The organism is Bradyrhizobium sp. WSM1743, from assembly GCF_000473065.1.
GTDB lineage: Bacteria > Pseudomonadota > Alphaproteobacteria > Rhizobiales > Xanthobacteraceae > Bradyrhizobium.
The window spans coordinates 1-19,583 of sequence record NZ_AXAZ01000091.1; the positions used below are offsets into that span (position 1 = coordinate 1).

Sequence of the window (19,583 nt, forward strand, 5' to 3'; positions counted from 1 at the left end):
GCCATCGCCTGGAAGCAATGGAAGCGTGGGAGCACCCGCTTCGCCGAGTTGCGACGTCGCGGCGTCGGCCGGAATCTGGCGGCACAAACCGTCGGCAACCCACATGGCCCTTGGCGGCTCGCGAACAGCCCCGCGCTCACCATCGCCATGCCAATCGCGTTCTTCAGGGCACTCGGCTTGGCTTCCGTCGCGGCACAGCAACCAGCATAATCTACCGAACCGCCGGATACGGACCCGTATGTCCGGTGGTGTGGGAGGGGAGAAGCCGCGAGGCTTCCCCCTATCCCGATTTTTGAACCGACGGCATGCGCGAGGCCGCCTCCGTCGGCGAGACTATGCGGCAACCACCTTGACCGTCGTCCTGAATACGTCCTTGTTAGGATTGACGACAACGATGGCAAGTTCGCCGACGCTGCGTACGTCGTCTTCGAGCAGGGTGATCTTGCCCTCGGTCGCGCTGGATTTCTTGAAGGCTCCGTCCTTGCCGTTGACGGTTACCTTAGTTTCCGCTTGGAAGCCGCTCCCGATGACAGTCAACTCTTCCAGCTTCCCTTGCGTCAACTTGGCAGGGGCAACCTTGAGCTCGGCGTCTCTCGTGTTGAGAGGATTGTCGCGCTCGACGGGCTTCTTCATCGCAAAGACTGCGTCGAACACTGCAGCAAGCTTGTCTGTTGCTTGTTTGGAGAACATCCCCGCCAAGGCCGCGAAAGCAGCAATTCCGTAGGGATTCAATTGCAGAGTAGAATTGGCCGGCACCGACCCTCCGCGGGCGGGGCCGAAAGAGTTGGAAGTAGAAGACCGCCTCGGACGATGAAGTAGAACAGCACGGCGAGTGTCATTCCGATCGGCACGCGCAAGATCATGAACCACAGCCAATTGGTGCTGAGCTGGCGGTTGCCGACATAGTCCCCGAACGACGTCATGGTGTGCGTGAGGCTGCCGAGTGCCCCGGCGACCATCACCGTGAACAGCATCTGCTTGTCGGGCTCCCAGGAATGGCGCGAGAAGAAGATGTGGAAGCTCTTGAATGCAGGGCCGTCAAGGACAGGCCAGGTCGCGATGAGCAGATAGAAAAATAGGCCGGTTATAGTTAGATAGAGTGCACCCATTAGGTTGATCGTGTGGATGGCGGGAGGCGTGATCAACTCAGCCTTGGCGTCGCTTTGGTCGGACGAGCCATCAGCGCTAAGATCTGTCATGACAACCTCAATCGGAATGAACTGAAAAAGCAGCCTAAAATAGCTCGCGTTATAGTAGATTCAGATCGCAGATGCAATCGCGTACGCTCGCGGCCGCGGCCGGCGGACGCTCCGGCCCTCTCAAGATATTTGCCGCGCCGCACTCAACGGCGCGGGCATGCCTCATGGATTGACTGGCGCCGCCGCCGAGCGGACAATCCTCGGTGGCGGAGGAAATCATGCAACAAGATCATTTCGACGTGCTGATCGTCGGTGCCGGCCTGTCCGGCATCGGCGCGGGCTATCATTTGCAGACCAAGTGCCCGACCAAGAGCTACGTCATCCTTGAGGGCCGCGACTGCATCGGCGGCACCTGGGACCTGTTCCGCTATCCCGGTATTCGCTCCGACAGCGACATGTTCACGCTCGGATATTCCTTCAAGCCGTGGACCGATCCGAAGGCGATCGCCGACGGCCCGCAGATCCTGAACTATGTGCGCGAGACCGCTAGCGAGAACGGCATCGACAAGCACATCCGCTGTCATCATCGCGTCAAGCGCGCATCGTGGTCGACGCCCGATGCACGCTGGACCGTCGAGGCCGAGCGCATGACGGGCGAGGGCGCAACCGAGCTCGTGCGCTTCACTTGCAATTTCCTATTCATGTGCTCGGGCTATTATAAATACGAGGCGGGCTATACGCCGGAGTTCAAGGGCGTGGCGGATTTCGCCGGCCGCATCGTGCATCCGCAGAAGTGGACCGAGGATATCGACTACGCGGGTAAGCGCGTCGTCGTGATCGGCTCGGGCGCCACAGCGGTGACGCTGGTGCCGGAGCTCGCCAAGAAAGCGGCGCAGGTCACCATGCTGCAGCGCTCGCCGACCTATGTGGTGTCGCGTCCGGCTCAGGATCCCGTTGCCAACAAATTGCGCCGCAATCTGCCGACGCGCGTTGCCTATCATCTGATCCGCTGGCGCAACGTGATGTGGGGGATGTTCTTCTTCCAGCTCAGCCGGCGTCGACCGGCCAAAGTGAAGGACCTCATCCTCAAAGGCGTGAGGATGGCGCTCGGGCCCGACTACGACGTCGCCACCCATTTTACGCCACGCTACAATCCCTGGGACCAGCGGCTGTGCCTGGTGCCGGACGGCGATTTGTTCAAGGCGATCCGGGAGCCGCGCGCCTCCGTCGTCACCAATGAGATCGACACCTTCACGCGCGACGGCATTCGCCTGAAGGACGGCCGCGAGCTTGCCGCCGACATCATCGTGACGGCGACCGGGCTGGTGCTCCAGGTCGTCGGCGGCCTTGAGGTCAAGGTCGATGGCCGCGCCGTCGATTTTGCCAGCACGCTGACCTACAAGGGTATGATGTATGCCGATGTGCCGAACATGGCTTCCGCCTTCGGCTACACCAACGCGTCCTGGACACTGAAATGCGATCTCACCTGCGAGTATGTCTGCCGGCTCATCAACTACATGGATCGGCATAATTTCCGCCAGTGCATGCCGCACAATGACGACCCGGACGTCACCCTTCAGCCCTCGCTCGATTTCACCTCGGGCTACGTGCAGCGCTCCATTGCGAGGATGCCGAAGCAAGGCTCGAAGCGGCCGTGGCGGCTCCACCAGAACTACGCGCTCGACATCGTCTCCTTGCGCTTTGGCCGGATCGACGACGGTGTGATGAAGTATTCCTGATCCCCGTATGTTGCCGGAGGAACCCGCCGATCGCTTGAGGCGAACCGCGACTTGAAGTAGTATTGTTGCGTCGCATGCAATTTACTTCCGACAGCGCCTGAGTTCCGCGTCGCTGGCATTGATGGGAGCGCGGGACGTGCACGTGCTTGCTCTGGTCACGCAAAAAGGCGGAAGCGGCAAGAGTACGCTGGCCGTCGGGCTTGCAGTGGCCGCGATGGAACGCGAAGAGCGCGTCGCTCTCATTGAGGCGGACGCGCAGGGCACCATCTCGAGATGGAAGGAGCGTCGCGAGAATTCCTTTCCCCGTGTCGAGTGCGTTGCGGATCCGGCGGAGATCGAGCCGGTGCTGTCTCGGCTCCAGGCTGAAGGAATTGGGCTCGCGATCATCGACACGGCCGCCACGAATAACCCTTTGGCGCTGCGCGCCATCAGCAATGCCGACCTCTGTCTCATTCCGGCGCGTCCGAGCCCGGCCGATATCGAAGCTGCCATCCCTACGCTGTTGGCCATTCGCAGGGGTAACCGCCGATTTGCCTTCGTCCTCAATCAGACGCCCACACGGGGGTGCCGGCTGAGTGAAGCTGCCACGTCGCTCAACTCGCTTGGTGTGCTTGCGCTCCCCTTCATTGGACAGCGCAACGACCATCAGGATGCGCTGGGGGTAGGCTTGGGCGTCACCGAGTTTGCACCGGAGGGAAAAGCCTCGGACGAGATCGTTGGGCTGTGGCAGTGGATTTCGGAACACATCTTCACGGAGTCGAATCATGGGTAAGGCGCAGTCGAGACAGCCTGCTGATGGCGTACGCGCCAGACGTCGGTCGCTGGTGGATCTGACTGCGGTCGTGAGCCGTACCATCGACGAGAGCCTTTTGGAGACGCCGCCGAATCCGGTCGCGATCCCAGGGGGCGATGGACACCGAAGCGAGCGGGCAGCCAAGGGGCCTGCTCGAAAGACGCCGGCTCGAAAGACACCGGCTCGAAAGACGCCTGCGGATACGACCATTCCCGCGGTGATCGACAGCGCCGGGACCAGCCTGTCTACCAAGATGGAGTTGCCTTCGACGCAATATCAGAGCGCCAGCGACACCTCCGCTCTCGCCGTGGAGATCGCCAAAGAGATGCAGACGCGTGCCCTCGAGACAATGAAGCTGGGCGTGCATGCTGCGTTCGAATATACGAAGGATATTGCCAGGCCGGAAGGTGACGTCCTGGACGGAGCTGCCGCCGAGTGCCACGCCGTCGTGCTCGAATTGATGAAAGTGAATGCAGGCGCGGCCCTGCAGTATACGCGCGAGTTGAGCCGCGTGAGAACGCTCTCGCAGTGGATCGAGTTGTCGAGTTCACATGCGCGAAAGCAGTGTGAGTTGGCGCGACAGCAGGCCGAATTGCTGAAATCATTGGCAGACAATGCGAGAACGTCCGGCGCCGAATAACGCGCATCGGCATCAGGTATCGCCGACAGCGCGGTGCGCGGTACGCACTGGTGCCGCTGTTGTTTTGCGTGGTCGGCCACCGGGCTGAACCGATCACGCTGCAGGTGCGGTTAATGCCAGATTAACCGGTAGGGCCTAGCCTGTCTCGGCCGGGGTTACTCGCAAGGCCGAGGTGAGCCCAATGGAAGCCCAGAAGATCGCGGTCGACGCCGTCGTCGCGCTGACCGATTGCGACCGCAACGCCGTTATCGCCTTCATCCGCCGACTTTACCTCGCCGGCATTACCGATCCCAAGCGCCTGACCTTCAAGGGGCTGCAGGCCCTGTCGCGTGGTTAATTCGGGCGGTTCCGGCCCTTTCGGCCCCAAGTTCCCGAGCACTCTCCCCAGCGTGATTGCAACCCGTCGGTGAATATCTTGTCGGTTGGGCCGGGCCGGAGTAGATGACGTCCCCGGCTGGGTCACTTGGGAACTGGGGAAATGCTGAAACAGCTTTTTGCGCCGCAACTTGTCATTCTTTATGTGCTGGCGGCTTCGACGATTTACGTTCACTTCCGCGGCAAGCATCGGCTGCGCTTCGCGCGCCAGCTCGGCGATCACTCGACCTATCTCGCGCCCTATAATGTGCTGATGTACGCCGGCTCGGCCGTACCGAACAAGCCGGTAATCTCGGTCGAGCAGTTTCCGGAGCTGAAACCCCTCAGCGAGAACTGGGAGACGATCCGTGATGAAGCCGTGCGCCTGTTCGACGAAGGCTTCATCCGCGCCGCTGCCAAGAACAACGATTGGGGCTTCTACTCGTTCTTCAAGAGCGGCTGGAAACGGTTTTACCTGAAATGGTACGACGACTTCCTGCCTTCGGCCCGCACACTGTGCCCGAAGACGGTGGAGTTGCTCAATTCGATTCCGAGCGTACACGGCGCGATGTTCGCGATGCTGCCGCCGGGCGGCAAGTTGGGCGCGCACCGCGATCCCTTCGCGGGCTCCCTGCGCTATCATCTCGGGCTGGTCACGCCGAACTCGAACAAGTGCCGGATTCTCGTTGACGGCGTCGAATGCGTCTGGCGCGACGGCGAGGCCTTCATGTTCGACGAGACCTTCATCCACAGCGCCGAGAACGCAACCGACGTCAACCGAATCATCCTGTTCTGCGACGTCGAGCGTCCGATGAAGTTCGGCTTCATGACCGCGATCAACCGCTGGGTCAGCCACCATATCGTCAAAGCGTCGGCGACGCAGAACGTCGACGGCGAGAATGTCGGCGTGCTCAACAAGGTGTTCGGCAAGCTCTACGAGATCCATCTCGCCAGCCGCAAGGTCAAGGAGTGGAACCGCAACGTCTACTATACGCTGAAATACTCGCTGACGGCGCTGATCCTCGGCCTCATCGTGCTGTCGGCGTTGCGGTGAATGATCCCGGCAATGTCCTCCTTGCCGATTGCCAACGCGGAGATCACGCAGTTCTTCCGCAACTGGCTGGAGACCTTCGCGGATTATGTCCGCGAGGTCGACTACGCTTCGGCGCGGCCGCTTTTCCACCCCGACGTGCTCGCCTTCGGCACCCACAACGACGTCATCCCCGGCCTAGATCAATGGGTCTCGACGCAATGGGACAATGTCTGGCCCAAGACGAGTGACCTTCGTTTCGTCATCGAGCAGACCTCCGTTCTGGCGTCCGCCGATGGCGCGATGGCGACCGTGATCGCGCCGTGGACGAGCACGGGCTATCATCCTGATGGTAGCGCGTTTCCGCGGCCGGGTCGGGCGACGATGGTTGTTTTCAAGAAATGGCGACAGCTGGCTGTGTGTGCATTCGCACATGTCGCTCAATCGCGGCGTGCCGCAGGCAAGCCATGCCAATCGGCCGGTGAAGGCTTGGTAGATCGGCTTCCTCCGCGATCCACATGCAAAGGCCCCGGACATGTCCGGGGCCTTTCGATGTCGAAATGTTCTGCAGCCTACTCCGGCTGGCCGATGCTCACCTTCAGCGTGCCGACGCCGTCGACGCCGCATTCGAGCTTGTCGCCCACCTGAAGCTGCGACACGCCGGCGGGCGTGCCCGTCATGATGATGTCGCCGGCGGCGAGCTTCACCTGCTGCGAGAGCTGCCAGATGATCTCGGGCACGTTCCAGATCAATTCGGTGAGGTCGCCCTTCTGCGCTTCCTTGCCGTTGACCGTCAGCCAGATCTTGCCTTTGGAGGGATGGCCGATCTTCGAGGCCGGCTGCACCGCGGAGCAGGGCGCCGAATAGTCGAAGGACTTGCCGATCTCCCACGGGCGCTCCTTCTTGCGCGAGGCGATCTGGAGATCGCGCCGGGTGAGGTCGATGCCGACGGCGTAGCCGTAAACGTGGTCCAGCGCCTTGTCGGCGGGGATGTTGAGGCCGCCGCTCTTCATCGCGACGATCAGCTCGACCTCGTGATGCAAATCCTTGGTCAGCGGCGGATAGGGGATGGTGGCACCATCGGGCACCAGCATGTCGGCGTGCTTGGCGAAGAAGAACGGTGGGGCGCGCTCGTCATTACCCATTTCGCGGATATGCTCGAGATAGTTGCGACCGACGCACCAGATGCGGCGCACCGGATAGCGGCCGCTCTCGCCGACGACGGGAAGTGAAGCCTGGGGCGGAAGCGGGATGACGTAGGAGGCGGCGTTCATGTAAGGTCTCGGCAGGTTGCAAAGAAAGGGCGCTGCCGTATTTACGCGGTTGCAGGGGGCGAGGCTAGTGGTGTCGGACGGAAAAAGGAGCAGCGCCTGCGCCATCGCCCACTGGGTACAACGCGGCGAAAACAGGTGAGGGGGCGGTGAAGAAATGGATATTGGCGGGCGCTGCCGCCGTCGCGATCGTGCTGCTCGGTCTTGCCGTTCGCTTCTTCATGGTCGCGCCGGGACGCATCGAACGGGGGCAGAACCGGATCGTTCCAATCGCGTTGAACGTGAGGCCGGCAGCGCAAGCCCTGCATGCAACGCTCGATGTCGCGGACATGCATGCCGACAGCCTGCTCTGGAAGCGCGACCTGCTGGAGCGATCCGATCGCGGACATGTGGATGTTCCACGCCTCGTCGAAGGGCACTACGCGCTCCAGGTGTTCTCGTCCGTGACCAAATCGCCGAAGGGCCAGAACTACAAGGCCAATGGCGCCGACAGCGATACCATCACCTCGTTGGCCATCGTCGATCTGCAGCCGATCAGAACCTGGAATTCACTATTGCAGCGCTCGCTCTGGCATGCCGAGAAGCTGCGGGACTTCGCCGCGAGGTCGGGCGGCCGGCTCCGGCTGATCACGACGCCCGCGGAAGTTGACCGGCTGCTCGCGGACAGGAAGGGCGGAGCCGCCGCCATGGGCGGAATGCTTTCGATCGAGGGGCTGCAAGATATCGAGGGCCGCATCGAAAACCTCGATGTCCTTTACGCCGCGGGATTCCGCATGGCCGTCTCGCGCATTTCTTCGACAATGACGTGGCCGGCTCGATGCACGGCATGCAGAAGGGCGGGCTGACACCACTCGGTCGGCAGGTGGTGCAGCGTATGGAGAAACGTGGGATGATCGTCGATCTGGCGCATTCCAGCCATACGACGGTGGCCGAGGTGCTGGCGATGGCGAAGCGACCGGTGGTCTCCAGCCATGGCGGCGTGCAGGCGACCTGCAACGTCAACCGCAACCTCTCCGATGAGGAGATCAAGGGTATCGCCAGGACCGGTGGCGTGATTGGAATCGGCTACTGGGAAGGGGCGACCTGCTCGACCAAGCCGGAGGCCGCAGCGCGGGCGATTGCCTATGTGCGTGATCTCGTGGGCATCGATCACGTCGGTCTCGGCTCGGACTTCGACGGCTCGACCACGACGGGCTTTGACGCAAGCCAGGTCTCGGCGATTACGCAGGCCCTGCTCAGTTCAGGCTTCTCCGCGGAGGACATCCGCAAGGTGATGGGCGGCAACGTCCTGCGCGTGATTCGCGCAGGGCTGGCGCCGTCCTGATTGCTCAGGAGTTGGCGGAGTAGGCCAACACAGGCGCAGCCTCCGCGTCCCGGTGCTGCAACCGGAAGAACGAGGCATAACGTCCGCCGCGGCGGAGCAGCTCGTCATGCCGGCCCTGCTCGACGATCTCGCCGCCTTCGATCACCAGGATGCAATCTGCGTGCATGATGGTGTGCAGGCGGTGCGCGATCACGATGGTGGTGCGGTTCTGGCAGAGATGCTCGATCGCTTCCTGCACCTGCCGCTCGGATTCGGAATCGAGCGCGGCGGTGGCTTCGTCCAAGAGGATGACCGGCGCGTTCTTGAGCAGCGCGCGCGCGACCGCAATGCGCTGGCGCTGGCCGCCGGAGAGCTGCGTGCCGTGCTCGCCGACCGGCGTGTCGTAGCCGAGCGGAAAGCCCATGATGAAATCATGCGCGCAGGCCGCCTTCGCCGCCTCGACGATCTCGTCCTCGCTGGCGCCCGGCTTGCCGAAGGCGATGTTGTTGCGAATCGTATCGCGGAACAGATAAACGTCCTGACCGACATAGGCAGTCTGCGCGCGCAGCGACTTGCGCGAGACCGAAGAGATCGACTGGCCGTCGATCACGATGTCGCCTTGCGTCACCTCGTAGAAGCGCAACAGCAGCCCCAGCACGGTCGACTTACCGCCTCCGGAAGGGCCGACCAGCGCGGTGACCTTGCCGGGCTCGGCCGTGAAGTTCATGCGGTTGAGCACGGTCTCGCCCGAGCGATAGGCGAAGCTGACGTCACGCAGTTCGATCCGGGCATCGGAGAGCTTCAGCGCCGGCTTATCGTCGTCGGACTGCTCGCTCGCCGGGCTGTCGACGACTTCGAGCAGCATGCGCGCGCCGACCAGCTGGCTGTTGAGGTCGATGTTGAGCCGGGCCAGCCGCTTGGCGGGCTCGGTCGCCATCAGGAACGCGGTCATGAACGAGAAGAACGCGCCGGGCGTGGCGTTGAGCGCGACCACGGCGTAGCCGCCATACATCAGGCAGCCCGCGACGGCGAAACCGCCGAGCATCTCCATCAGCGGATTGGAGCGGTTGGCGACGCGCGCCATCTTGTTGGCATTGCGCTCGACGATCGCGATGTTCTCGTCGATGCGCTTCTGCATCGTCTCTTCAAGCGTGAAGGCCTTGACGGTGCGGATGCCCTGCAGCGATTCCTGCATCGTCTCCATGATGTCGGCGGTGCCGGTGAACTGGTTGAAGGCGAGGCCCTTGATGCGCTTGACCAACTTGCGCAGCACCAGCATCGCCGGCGGCACCGCGACGAGACCGATGAACGACATCAGCGGATCCTGCCACACCATCACGCCGATCATGGCGAGGAGCATCAACAGGTCGCGCCCGATGGCGTTGACCAGCATGTTGAGGACGTCGGTGATGGATTTCGCGCCGGCGGTCAGGCGCGCCAGGAACTCGGACGAATGCCGCTCGGAGAAGAAGCCGACGCTTTCGCGCATCAGCTTTGCGAACAGCTGGCGCTGGTTGGTGGCGAGGATCGCGTTGCTGATCTTGGTCAGGATCACCATGTGCCCGTAGGTCGCCACGCCCTTGATGAACAGCAGAGCGACCGTCAACCCTGAGAACATCGCGATGCCCGGGATGTTCTTGTCGACATAGGCCTGGTTGATGACCTGGCCGAGGACGTAGGTCGCAGCAGCGGTCGCGCCGGCGGCGAGCGCCATCAGCGCGAAGGCAATGAGATAGCGCCGCCAGTAGACGACCCCCTGTTCCGTGATCAGGCGACGAATGAGGACCGCTGCCGCGTAGGGATCGTCGGTGATTTTCTTTGGAAACTGGGCCATCCGGTGTCCATTGACGGCGCAGGACAAAGCCTGCCCGCGCGTCAGGGATCGATGGGCCTCTGTGCCCGCTCAAGCCGGGCTTTTCAAGCCCAATTAAGGGCTTGCGCTGGGGATGATTCTAGGCCGAGGCGGCGTGGCGGAGCTCGCCGTGGCGCTCGCGGAACAGCTTGTCCTCCCAGGCCAGCGCATGGGCTGCGATGGTCTCGAGGTCGTCGTATTGCGGCCGCCAGTCAAGCAGGCTGCGGATGCGGCTGGTGTCGGCGACCATGGTCATGATGTCGCCGGGCCGGCGCGGGGCGTACTGGACGGCGAAGCTGCGGCCCGAAACCCGGCGCACCGCGTCGATGGTCTCCAGCACCGAATAGCCGCGGCCATAGCCGCAGTTCAGCGTCGTCGAAGCGCCGCCATTGCGCAAATAGGCCAGCGCCGAGCGATGCGCCTGCGACAGGTCGGTGACGTGGATGAAGTCGCGAATGCAGCTGCCGTCGGGGGTCGGATAGTCGGTGCCGAACACGTCGATCTTGGCGCGCTGCCCGGTGGCGGCTTCCACCGCGATCTTGAGCAGGTGCGTGGCGCCGACGGTGGCGAGCCCGATGCGCGCCTGCGGATCGGCGCCGGCGACGTTGAAGTAACGCAACGTCACGTATTGCATGCCGTAGGCGGTGGCGACGTCGTGCAGCATGATCTCGGTCATCAGCTTCGACGAGCCGTAAGGCGACAGCGGCCGCGTCGGCGCGTGCTCGGGCACCGGCACCTGGTCCGGATTGCCGTAGACCGCGGCGGTCGAGGAGAAGATGAAGCGGCCGATGCCGCGCTTGACCGCCACGTTGAGCAGGTTACGCGCGGTCGTGAAGTTGTTGCGGTAGTAGCCGAGCGGATCGCGCATCGAGTCCGGCACGACGACCGAGCCTGCGAAATGGATGATGCTCTCGATGTCGTGCTGGGCGATCACGCCCTCGAGCAGGTTTTCATCGCCGGCATCGCCGATGAACAGCGGAACGCCCTCGGGCAGGTAAGCGGAGAAACCGGTGGAGAGATCGTCGATCACGACGACGTCCTCGCCGGCTTCCGCCAGCGCGAGGACCGTGTGACTTCCGATGTAGCCGGCGCCGCCGGTGACTAGCACAGTCATGATCTCACCCGTCTTCGATCAACGCGCAAACTAGCGCTTGCGTGGTGAAGAGGGGGTATCGGCGCGGCTGAACTGGTCACTATGCTTAATGTTGCGTATAGGGACTTTGCGAAACGGAGTGTGACGTGGTGAAGTTCCCCGGCGATCTCGACGTGATCGTGCCAAATCTGCACAGGCGCTATTCCGGGGTCACCGCGACCAATCGGATGGTGGCGCCGCGGCTGGCAAAGCTGTATCGCGCCGCGTGGTTCGGCTCGGACGCGCCGGAGGGGATCGCGCGGCTGAGCGTTGCCGATTTTCTCAAGCTGTGGCGCCACAAGCGGCCCGTGATCTGGCATGCGCGCCGCAACAACGAGATGATCGCGGGCGTCGTGCTGCGCGCGCTCGGCTGGCCGCTGAAGCTCGTGTTCACCTCGGCGGCGCAGCGGCATCACAGCTGGATCACGCGCTGGCTGATCCGGCGCATGGACGCGATCATCGCGACATCAGATCTCTCGGCCTCGTTCCTGAAGGTGAAGGCAGTGGTGATCCCGCACGGCGTCGACACCGACGTCTACGCGCCGCCCACCGATCGCGCAGCTGCCTTTGCCGAAAGCGGCTTGCCGGGCCGCTACGCCATCGGCTGCTTCGGCCGCGTGCGGGCGCAGAAGGGCACCGATGTGTTCGTCGATGCGATGTGCCGCTTGCTGCCGCGTTATCCTGATTTCACCGCCGTCATCGTCGGGCAGGTCACGCCCGAGCAGACGGCCTTCGCCAACGACCTGAAGAAGCGCATCGAAGCCGTGGGCCTGCAAGCGCGCATCGTCATCACCGGCGAATTGCCGATCGAAGCGGTGCAGCGCTGGTATCAGCGCCTGACGATCTACGCCTTCACCTCGCGCAACGAAGGTTTTGGTCTAACGCTGATCGAGGCGATGGCGGCCGGCAACGCGCTGGTCGCCGCACGCGCCGGTGCGGCCGAGCTCGTGGTGGAGGACGGCGTGAGCGGCGTGCTGATCCCGACGGGTGATGCCGACGCACTGGTCGCCGCGCTCGAGCCGCTGATGCGCGATGTGGCCGCTGCCACAATGATGGGCGAGCGTGGGCGGGCGCGTGTGCTCGAACGCTTCAGCCTGGGTGCAGAAGCTGCGCGGATCGCGGAGGTCTATCGGCCGCTGCTCTGAGCACCGCTCTTGGGGCTGCGAAACAAAAATTGCGAAAACAACCCCATGCACAGTAGCTGGGGCCAGCAAAATCAAAGGCTTGGCTGACAGTCAGGTCGATTGCGGATTTTTCGAATTGCATTTTGACTCGTCGGGCAAAACAGTGGCAAGATGTCATCATCGGCGCGAGCTCCGATCGCTCAGGTCGGAACCTTCGCCCCCGCCTCCCTCAGCACCCGCTGCGCAATTCCCACCACCTCGCTCGCAGCAATATCCCGCATGCAGCGGTGGTCGTTCATCTTGCAGGTCGTGCTCTGGCACGGCTGGCAGGCGAGCACGCTCTTGTCCTGCACCACCGTCGCGGCAAGGCCGTTGAGCGGGGCCCAGAGGTAGGGGCTGGTCGGGCCGAAGATGCCCATGGTGGGGGTGCCGAGCGCGGCTGCGATGTGCATCAGGCCGGAATCGTTGGAGATCGCAACGCCCGCCGCCGCCATGGCCAGCACGCCGTTGCGCAAGTCGGTGCCGGTGAGGTCACGCACACCCGGGCCGCCGGCGGCGACGATCTCCTGGGCAAGGCCCTTTTCGGCTGGGCCGCCGACCACCCAGACCTCCAGCCCACGCTCGACCAGCAGCCGGGCGGCCTCGGGATAATAGGTCCAGCGTTTTGAGACCCCGATCGAGCCTGGGGCGAGCGCCACCGCGGCGCCGGCGCTGAGGCCATTGGCCTGGCGCCAGCGGGCGATCTCCTCGGCCGGGACGCGCAGTTGCGGCACCGGCCACTCCGCCGGCAAGGGGGCGCCGTCGGGCTGGGCCAGGGCGGCGTTCTTGTCGATGAAGCGGGGCAGTTTCTTCTCGCCCCAGCGCCACCGATTGAGCAGCCCGAACCGGAACTCGCCGACGAAGCCGATTCGTTCGGGGATACCGGCCAGCGCCGGCGCGATAGCCGCCTTCCAGGTCCGGGGCAGCACCAAGGCGGTGCCGTAGTTCCGTTTCCGAAGGAGTTTTGCCAGGCCGAGCTGCCGGCCCACGGCCAGCCGGCTGCGCGGCAGGTCCCAGACGATACCAGCGCGAACGCCGGGCATGTAATCGACCAGCGGGGCGCAGAGGGATGTGGTCAGGAGATCGACCGGCCGGTTCGGCCACCGCTCCTTCAGGACCCGCACCACGGTGTGATTCCGGACGAAATCGCCGATCCACATGTAGGGAATGATCAGGATCGGGCGTGTGTCATCCCGATCTGCATGTCCACTAAGTTGCGAATCTTGGTTCATTCGATAAATGGGGCCGAAAGCGAGCTGATGTCGCGGTTCGGTTAGCCGCTCCGGGCCCGGACGTAAAGCCGGGAGAGCGCGAGTCCAAAAGCGCCTGCCCAAAATGCTTACACTTTGGCAGATGATGCGCTACGGCAGGGTCGGGCCTTAAGAAAATCGGGCAGGTAGGTGGAATGTTGCTGGTGACCGGCGGGGCCGGTTTTATCGGATCGAATGTCGTGGCCGCGCTGAATGAAGCCGGCCACAGCGAGGTCGTGGTCTGCGACCTGCTCGGCACCGAGGGCAAGTGGCGCAACCTCGCCAAGCGGCAACTTGTGGATATCGTTCCTCCGGCCGAGCTGGAGGGCTGGCTAAAGGGCCGCAAGTTAGAGGCCATGATCCATCTCGGGGCGATTTCCGCGACCACCGCGATCGACGGCGACCTCGTCATCGAGACCAATTTCCGCCTGTCGATGCGCCTTCTGGACTGGTGCACGATGAACGCGGTGCCGTTCATCTATGCGTCCTCGGCGGCGACCTATGGGGACGGCATGGAAGGCTTTGGCGATGACGCCTCGCTGCCGGCGCTGAAGAAATTGCGGCCGATGAATCTCTACGGCTGGAGCAAGCACCTGTTCGATCTCGCTGTCGCCGCGCGCGTTGCGCGCGGCGATCGGCTCCCGCCGCAATGGGCCGGCCTGAAATTCTTCAACGTGTTCGGCCCCAACGAGTATCACAAGGGCTCGATGATGAGCGTGCTGGCGCGGCGCTTCGACGACATGAGGGCAGGCCGCGTCGTGCAGCTGTTCAAGTCGCATCGCGAAGGCATCGAAGACGGCGACCAGCGCCGCGATTTCATCTATGTCGACGATGTCGTGCGCATCATCATGTGGCTGCTGGCGACGCCGTCGGTGTCCGGCCTGTTCAACGTCGGCACCGGCAAGGCGCGCAGCTTCAAGGACCTCATGCTGGCTGCCTATGCGGCGCTCGGCACCAGGCCCAACATCGAATACATCGACATGCCCGAGCAGATCCGCGACAGGTACCAGTATTTCACCCAGAGCGAGGTCGATCGTCTGCTCCGCGCCGGCTATAACGGCGGCTTCACGACGCTCGAGGACGCGGTGAAGGCCTATGTCGGGGATTATCTCGACCGGCCCGATCGCTTTCGCTGAGGCCCTTTAGACCATGCCGACGCCCATTCTCGATTTTGATGCCCTCGCGCAAGCCATCTCAGGCCGCACGGTGCTGTGCATCGGCGACATCATGCTGGACGAGTTCGTCTATGGCGAGGTGTCGCGGATCTCGCCGGAAGCGCCGGCGCCTGTCATCGCCGCCCAGCGCAGCGAGATCCACATCGGTGGCGCCGGCAACGTCGCGCGCAATGTCGCTTCGCTCGGCGCGCGCTGCATCTTCGTCGGCCTCGTCGGCGAGGACGAAGCCGGTGCACGGCTCAAGGCGGCGCTCAATGAGCATGCCGGCATCGAAGGCGTGCTGGTGTGCGACCCCTTGCGGCCGACCACGCGAAAAGTCCGCTTCGTCTCCGAACATTTTTCCACGCACATGCTGCGCGCGGATTGGGAGCAGGCTCTGCCTGCGTCTGATGACGTCGATACGAAATTGATCGACGCGATCCTGCCGCAGATCGCGCGCGCCGATATCGTGCTGCTCTCGGACTATGCCAAGGGCGTGCTGACGGCGCGTGTGATCCGCCACACCATCGATGCCGCGCGAAAGCTCAGCAAGCCCGTGATCGTCGATCCCAAGAGCCTGAACTGGGCGATCTATCGCGGCGCCACGCTGCTCACGCCCAACCGCAAGGAATTTTCGGAGGCGACCCGCAGCCGCGCCGAGACTGTGCAGGGCATCGTCGAGGCCAGTGAAGACGTGATGCGGCTCGCCGATTGCGAGGCGATCCTGGTCACGCAGGGCGAGCACGGCATGACGCTGGTGCCGCGGGGTGGCGAGGCCGTTCACGTTCCGGCGTTCCCGGTGAAGGTGCGCGACGTCTCCGGCGCCGGTGACACGGTCGCCGCCGCGCTCGCGGTATCGCTTGCGGCCGGCGCGGACTGGGACACGGCGCTGCGCGTGGCCAATGCCGCCGCCGCCGTCGCCGTCGGCAAGCAGGGCACCGCCAGCGTCAGCGCGGCCGAGCTGCGACGAAAGATCCTGCCGCATGCCACTCTCGCGGCCGAGGAGAAGATCGTGCTCGATCCGGCCGCTCTCGATGCGCAGCTCGCCGAATGGAAGAGGCAGGGCCACCGCGTCGGCTTCACCAATGGCTGTTTCGACATCCTCCATCCCGGCCACGTCAAGGTGCTGACCGCGGCACGCGCCGCCTGCGACCGCCTGATCGTTGGGCTCAACAGCGACGCCTCGGTACGGCGGCTCAAGGGCGCCGATCGTCCGGTGCAGGACGAGCGCGCGCGTGCCGAGGTGCTCGCCGCGCTGGAAGCCGTCGATCTCGTCGTCATCTTCGCGGAAGACACGCCGATCGACCTGATCACCAGGATCAAGCCCGGCGTGCTGGTGAAGGGCGGCGACTACACCCGCGAACAGGTCGTCGGCCACGAGGTCGTCGAGGCCGCGGGCGGGGTGGTCGTGCTGGTCGACATCCTGCAGGGATTCAGCACGACGGCGCTGGTGCATCGCGCGCGGGGAGGGAGCAAGTGACGGCACTCGCACGCGAAACGACCAGCGAAATGTTGCTTCGCCGTCTGCGCAGCCCGGCCGCCTGGCGCGAGACCGTCGATATATTTGCGGTCCTGACCGCGGCCTCGCTGCCCTGGTCGACCTCGCTTGCCGGGATCTTCAACGCGCTGATGCTGCTCTGCATGGTGCCGTTCCTCGACGTCCGCGCGTTCCTGCAATCATTGAAGCGTCCGATCTGTGTGGCCCCCATCGCGCTGGTCCTGCTCGCGCTGGTGGGGACACTCTGGTCGGATGCGGCCTGGGGCGCGCGCTTCTATGCGGTCAATCCAACCGTCAAGCTGCTCGTGCTGCCGGTCCTGCTCTATCATTTCGAGCGCTCGCCGCGCGGCCACTGGATATTCATCGCCTTCCTGGTGTCCTGCGCCCTGTTGTCGGTGATGTCCTGGCTGGTCGCCTTCTACCCAAACCTCGCGCTCAAGACCGATCCGGCCGAACGCGGCATCTTCGTCAAGAACTACATCGACCAGAGCCAGGAATTCACGCTTTGCGCGGTCGCGCTCGCCTATCCGATCGTGACGCTGCTGCGCGAGAAGCGATACTGGTTCGCCGGGCTGCTGACGGCGCTTGCGCTGAGCTTCTTCATCAATATGGCGTTCGTCGTGGTGTCACGCACCGCGCTCGTTACCATTCCGATCATGTTCGGCGTGTTCGCGCTGCTTCACCTCAAATGGCGCAGTATCGCGCTTATCTCCGCCGCTTTGCTCGTCGGCGCCGTTCTCGCCTGGCAGGCCTCGCCGCAATTGCGCCATACCGCCGAGAGGTTCTCCGACGACTACACGCGTTACATGGAAAAGGGCGAACCGACCTCGGCAGGCCTGCGGCTCGAATTCTGGCGGAAGTCGCTCGGTTTCTTCGCGGAGGCGCCGATCGTGGGGCACGGCACGGGCTCGACGCGCGGATTGTTCGAACGCGCCGCGACGCACGGCGGTCAGTATCTGGCGTCTGTCGAGGTGATCGGCAACCCGCATAACCAGACGCTCAACGTTGCCGTGCAATGGGGCGCGATCGGCATCGCCATTCTCTACGCGATCTGGATATTGCATCTGCGGTTGTTTCGCGGCGACTGGCTTGCCAACTGGATTGGGCTCCTGGTCGTGGTGCAGAACGTCTTCACCTCGCTGTTCAATTCGCATTTGTTCGACTTCCACGAGGGCTGGATGTACGTTATCGGCGTCGGCGCCGCCGGCGGCATGGTGATCCGGGCACAACAGGGCGAGGCGAAGATGGCGGGAGCCGGTTCCTGAGCGTTCGCGCGGCTGGCAAGTCTTGTCCAGATGGGCTATCAGCGCGGTCAGGTTGCATCTAACTGGGTTTTCATCGGTCGGCGGATGACGCGTCTTTCGCATCTCACCTTGCGCAATTTCCTGATCGCGCTCCACGACCTGCTGGCGACCACGGCGGCGCTTTTTGCCGCCTTCTATCTGCGATTCGAGGGTGGCGACGGCTTCTTCGACCGCTTGCCGCTGCTGTTTCAGATCCTGCCCTACTTCCTCGCCTTGAGCGTGGTCGTGTTCTTCATCTTCAACCTGACCACGACGAAATGGCGCTTCATCTCGCTGCCTGACGCGCTGAACATCATCCGCGTCGCGACCGTGCTGACGGTCGCCCTGCTCGTGCTCGACTACATCTTCGTCGCCCCCAACGTCCGCGGCGCCTTTTTCCTCGGCAAGGTGACCATCGTCCTCTACTGGTTCCTCGAGATCTCCTTCCTCAGCGCGCTGCGCATGGCCTACCGCTACTTCCGCTATACGCGGGTGCGCCGTCATGCGAGGACCGATCATGCCGCGCCGACGCTGCTGATCGGCCGCGCCGCGGATGCCGAGGTGCTGCTGCGAGGGATCGAGAGCGGGGCGATCAAGCGCATCTGGCCGGTCGGCGTGCTGTCGCCGTCGAGCGCCGACCGCGGCCAGTTCATCCGCAACGTGCCGGTGTTGGGCGGCATCGACGACGTCGAGGACGTCATCGCGGACTTCGCCAAGCGCAACAAGCCGATCGCGCGCCTCGTCATGACGCCATCGGCATTCGAGCCGGAGGCCCATCCGGAATCGATCCTGATGCGGGCGCGCAAGCTGGGTGTGATCGTCAACCGGATGCCCTCGCTGGAGAGCGGCGACACGCCGCGGCTCACGGCCGTTGCGGTCGAGGATCTCCTGCTGCGGCCGAGCGAGAGGATCGACTATGCGCGCCTGGAAGCGCTGATCAACGGCAAGGCGGTGATCGTCACCGGCGGCGGCGGCTCGATCGGTTCTGAGATCTGCGAGCGCGTCGTCGCCTTCGGCGCTGCGCGGCTCCTGATCGTGGAAAACTCGGAGCCGGCGCTCTACGCGATCACGGAGGCGCTTGCCGCGCAGGGCGCGGCGGCCGAGATCGAAGGGCGGATCGCCGACATTCGCGACCGCGAGCGCATCATGCGCCTGGTGGCGGAGTTCAAGCCGGACATCGTGTTCCACGCCGCGGCGCTCAAGCACGTTCCGATCCTCGAGCGCGACTGGAGCGAAGGCGTCAAGACCAACATCTTCGGCTCGATCAACGTCGCGGATGCCGCCGTGGCGGCCGGCGCAGAGGCGATGGTGATGATCTCGACCGACAAGGCGATCGAGCCGGTGTCGATGCTCGGCCTGACCAAGCGTTTTGCAGAGATGTATTGCCAGGCGCTCGATCACGACCTCGCCGCCGGGGCGCGCGGGGCCAAGCCGCAGATGCGGCTGATCTCGGTCCGGTTCGGCAATGTGCTGGCCTCGAACGGCTCTGTGGTGCCGAAGTTCAAGGCCCAGATCGAGGCCGGCGGCCCGGTGACCGTGACGCATCCCGACATGGTCCGCTACTTCATGACGATTCGCGAGGCCTGCGATCTCGTCATCACAGCGGCCACGCATGCGCTGGGAACTCAGCATTCGGACGTCTCGGTCTACGTGCTCAACATGGGCCAACCGGTCAAGATCGTGGATCTCGCCGAGCGCATGATCCGTCTCTCCGGACTGCAACCCGGCTACGACATCGAGATCGTGTTCACCGGCATGCGGCCGGGCGAACGTCTGCACGAGATCCTGTTCGCTTCGGAGGAGCCGACCCGCGAGATCGGTGTCGCCGGGATCATGGCCGCGCAGCCGAACGAACCGCCGATGCAGACGCTGCGCAAATGGATCGCGGCACTGGAGCAGGCGATCGCGCGCGACGATCGCACCACCATCAGAACCATCTTGAAGGACGCGGTGCCCGAATTCGGGTCGACCGCGGCCTGATC

General features: G+C 63.9%; 16 protein-coding genes and 3 pseudogenes. 13 read left to right on the top strand and 6 right to left on the bottom strand.

Annotated features, from left to right (window positions below; translation table 11 throughout):
* Nucleotides 1-210, top strand: a pseudogene (locus YU9_RS49600) (group II intron reverse transcriptase/maturase); the annotation flags it as partial.
* Nucleotides 211-333: 123 nt separating this feature from the next.
* Here the strand turns inward: YU9_RS49600 and YU9_RS44835 are convergent.
* Both YU9_RS44835 and YU9_RS44840 read right to left on the bottom strand, forming a co-directional pair.
* Complete coding sequence (locus YU9_RS44835; protein ID WP_156952293.1) at nucleotides 334-756, bottom strand: hypothetical protein; 423 nt, start codon at nucleotides 754-756, stop codon at nucleotides 334-336.
* The gene (locus tag YU9_RS44840) at nucleotides 729-1,199 is read right to left on the bottom strand and encodes a hypothetical protein (RefSeq protein ID WP_027576833.1); all 471 of its coding nucleotides are present in this window, start codon (nucleotides 1,197-1,199) and stop codon (nucleotides 729-731) included. The genes YU9_RS44835 and YU9_RS44840 overlap by 28 nt, the downstream gene beginning before the upstream one ends.
* A gap of 218 nt (nucleotides 1,200-1,417) precedes the next feature.
* Here YU9_RS44840 and YU9_RS0134430 point away from each other — a divergent pair, with 218 nt between their 5' ends.
* From YU9_RS0134430 to YU9_RS0134455, 6 genes and pseudogenes are all read left to right on the top strand, one after another.
* Nucleotides 1,418-2,878 carry an NAD(P)/FAD-dependent oxidoreductase gene (locus YU9_RS0134430; RefSeq protein WP_027576834.1) on the top strand — a complete coding sequence of 487 codons (1,461 nt, stop codon included), beginning with the start codon at nucleotides 1,418-1,420 and terminating at the stop codon, nucleotides 2,876-2,878.
* A 142-nt stretch (nucleotides 2,879-3,020) separates the two neighbouring features.
* Complete coding sequence (locus YU9_RS0134435; RefSeq protein WP_245266658.1) at nucleotides 3,021-3,650, top strand: AAA family ATPase; 630 nt, start codon at nucleotides 3,021-3,023, stop codon at nucleotides 3,648-3,650.
* Nucleotides 3,643-4,311, top strand: a complete 669-nt coding sequence (locus YU9_RS0134440; RefSeq protein WP_027576836.1) for a hypothetical protein — start codon at nucleotides 3,643-3,645, stop codon at nucleotides 4,309-4,311. The genes YU9_RS0134435 and YU9_RS0134440 overlap by 8 nt, the downstream gene beginning before the upstream one ends.
* 181 nt (nucleotides 4,312-4,492) lie before the next feature.
* Nucleotides 4,493-4,648, top strand: coding sequence for a hypothetical protein (locus YU9_RS49365; RefSeq protein WP_198028347.1), 156 nt, complete (start codon nucleotides 4,493-4,495; stop codon nucleotides 4,646-4,648).
* A 141-nt stretch (nucleotides 4,649-4,789) separates the two neighbouring features.
* Complete coding sequence (locus YU9_RS0134450; protein WP_027576837.1) at nucleotides 4,790-5,719, top strand: aspartyl/asparaginyl beta-hydroxylase domain-containing protein; 930 nt, start codon at nucleotides 4,790-4,792, stop codon at nucleotides 5,717-5,719.
* A 12-nt stretch (nucleotides 5,720-5,731) separates the two neighbouring features.
* Nucleotides 5,732-6,191, top strand: a pseudogene (locus YU9_RS0134455) (nuclear transport factor 2 family protein).
* Nucleotides 6,192-6,267: 76 nt separating this feature from the next.
* On the opposite strand, the gene YU9_RS0134460 reads toward YU9_RS0134455, so the two are convergent.
* Nucleotides 6,268-6,969 (bottom strand): fumarylacetoacetate hydrolase family protein, encoded by a 702-nt coding sequence (locus tag YU9_RS0134460; RefSeq protein ID WP_027576839.1) that lies wholly within the window; start codon nucleotides 6,967-6,969, stop codon nucleotides 6,268-6,270.
* Between the two features lie 326 nt (nucleotides 6,970-7,295).
* Between YU9_RS0134460 and YU9_RS43400 the strand changes: the two are divergent.
* Nucleotides 7,296-8,290 (top strand): annotated as a pseudogene (locus YU9_RS43400) (dipeptidase).
* Nucleotides 8,291-8,294: 4 nt separating this feature from the next.
* Here YU9_RS43400 and YU9_RS0134470 read toward each other — a convergent pair.
* Both YU9_RS0134470 and galE read right to left on the bottom strand, forming a co-directional pair.
* Nucleotides 8,295-10,103, bottom strand: a complete 1,809-nt coding sequence (locus tag YU9_RS0134470; RefSeq protein WP_027576840.1) for an ABC transporter ATP-binding protein — start codon at nucleotides 10,101-10,103, stop codon at nucleotides 8,295-8,297.
* A 118-nt stretch (nucleotides 10,104-10,221) separates the two neighbouring features.
* Nucleotides 10,222-11,235, bottom strand: a complete 1,014-nt coding sequence (galE, locus tag YU9_RS0134475; protein WP_027576841.1) for a UDP-glucose 4-epimerase GalE — start codon at nucleotides 11,233-11,235, stop codon at nucleotides 10,222-10,224.
* 125 nt (nucleotides 11,236-11,360) lie between these two features.
* On the opposite strand from galE, the gene YU9_RS0134480 reads away from it, so the two are divergent.
* Nucleotides 11,361-12,398: a glycosyltransferase family 4 protein gene (locus YU9_RS0134480; RefSeq protein WP_027576842.1), complete on the top strand. Its 1,038-nt coding sequence runs from the start codon at nucleotides 11,361-11,363 to the stop codon at nucleotides 12,396-12,398.
* A gap of 179 nt (nucleotides 12,399-12,577) precedes the next feature.
* Here the strand turns inward: YU9_RS0134480 and waaF are convergent, their stop codons facing one another.
* Nucleotides 12,578-13,648 (bottom strand): lipopolysaccharide heptosyltransferase II, encoded by a 1,071-nt coding sequence (waaF, locus tag YU9_RS0134485; protein WP_027576843.1) that lies wholly within the window; start codon nucleotides 13,646-13,648, stop codon nucleotides 12,578-12,580.
* A gap of 173 nt (nucleotides 13,649-13,821) precedes the next feature.
* On the opposite strand from waaF, the gene rfaD reads away from it, so the two are divergent.
* The 4 genes from rfaD to YU9_RS0134505 all read left to right on the top strand — a co-directional run bounded on the left by rfaD (nucleotide 13,822) and on the right by YU9_RS0134505 (nucleotide 19,581).
* Nucleotides 13,822-14,802 carry an ADP-glyceromanno-heptose 6-epimerase gene (gene rfaD / locus YU9_RS0134490; RefSeq protein ID WP_027576844.1) on the top strand — a complete coding sequence of 327 codons (981 nt, stop codon included), beginning with the start codon at nucleotides 13,822-13,824 and terminating at the stop codon, nucleotides 14,800-14,802.
* 13 nt (nucleotides 14,803-14,815) lie between these two features.
* Complete coding sequence (gene rfaE1, locus YU9_RS0134495; RefSeq protein WP_027576845.1) at nucleotides 14,816-16,300, top strand: D-glycero-beta-D-manno-heptose-7-phosphate kinase; 1,485 nt, start codon at nucleotides 14,816-14,818, stop codon at nucleotides 16,298-16,300.
* Nucleotides 16,297-17,583, top strand: coding sequence for an O-antigen ligase (locus tag YU9_RS0134500; protein WP_027576846.1), 1,287 nt, complete (start codon nucleotides 16,297-16,299; stop codon nucleotides 17,581-17,583). Before rfaE1 ends, YU9_RS0134500 begins: the two co-directional genes overlap by 4 nt.
* Before the next feature lie 84 nt (nucleotides 17,584-17,667).
* Nucleotides 17,668-19,581 carry an SDR family NAD(P)-dependent oxidoreductase gene (locus tag YU9_RS0134505; RefSeq protein ID WP_027576847.1) on the top strand — a complete coding sequence of 638 codons (1,914 nt, stop codon included), beginning with the start codon at nucleotides 17,668-17,670 and terminating at the stop codon, nucleotides 19,579-19,581.
* The last annotated feature ends 2 nt before the right edge of the window (nucleotides 19,582-19,583 follow it).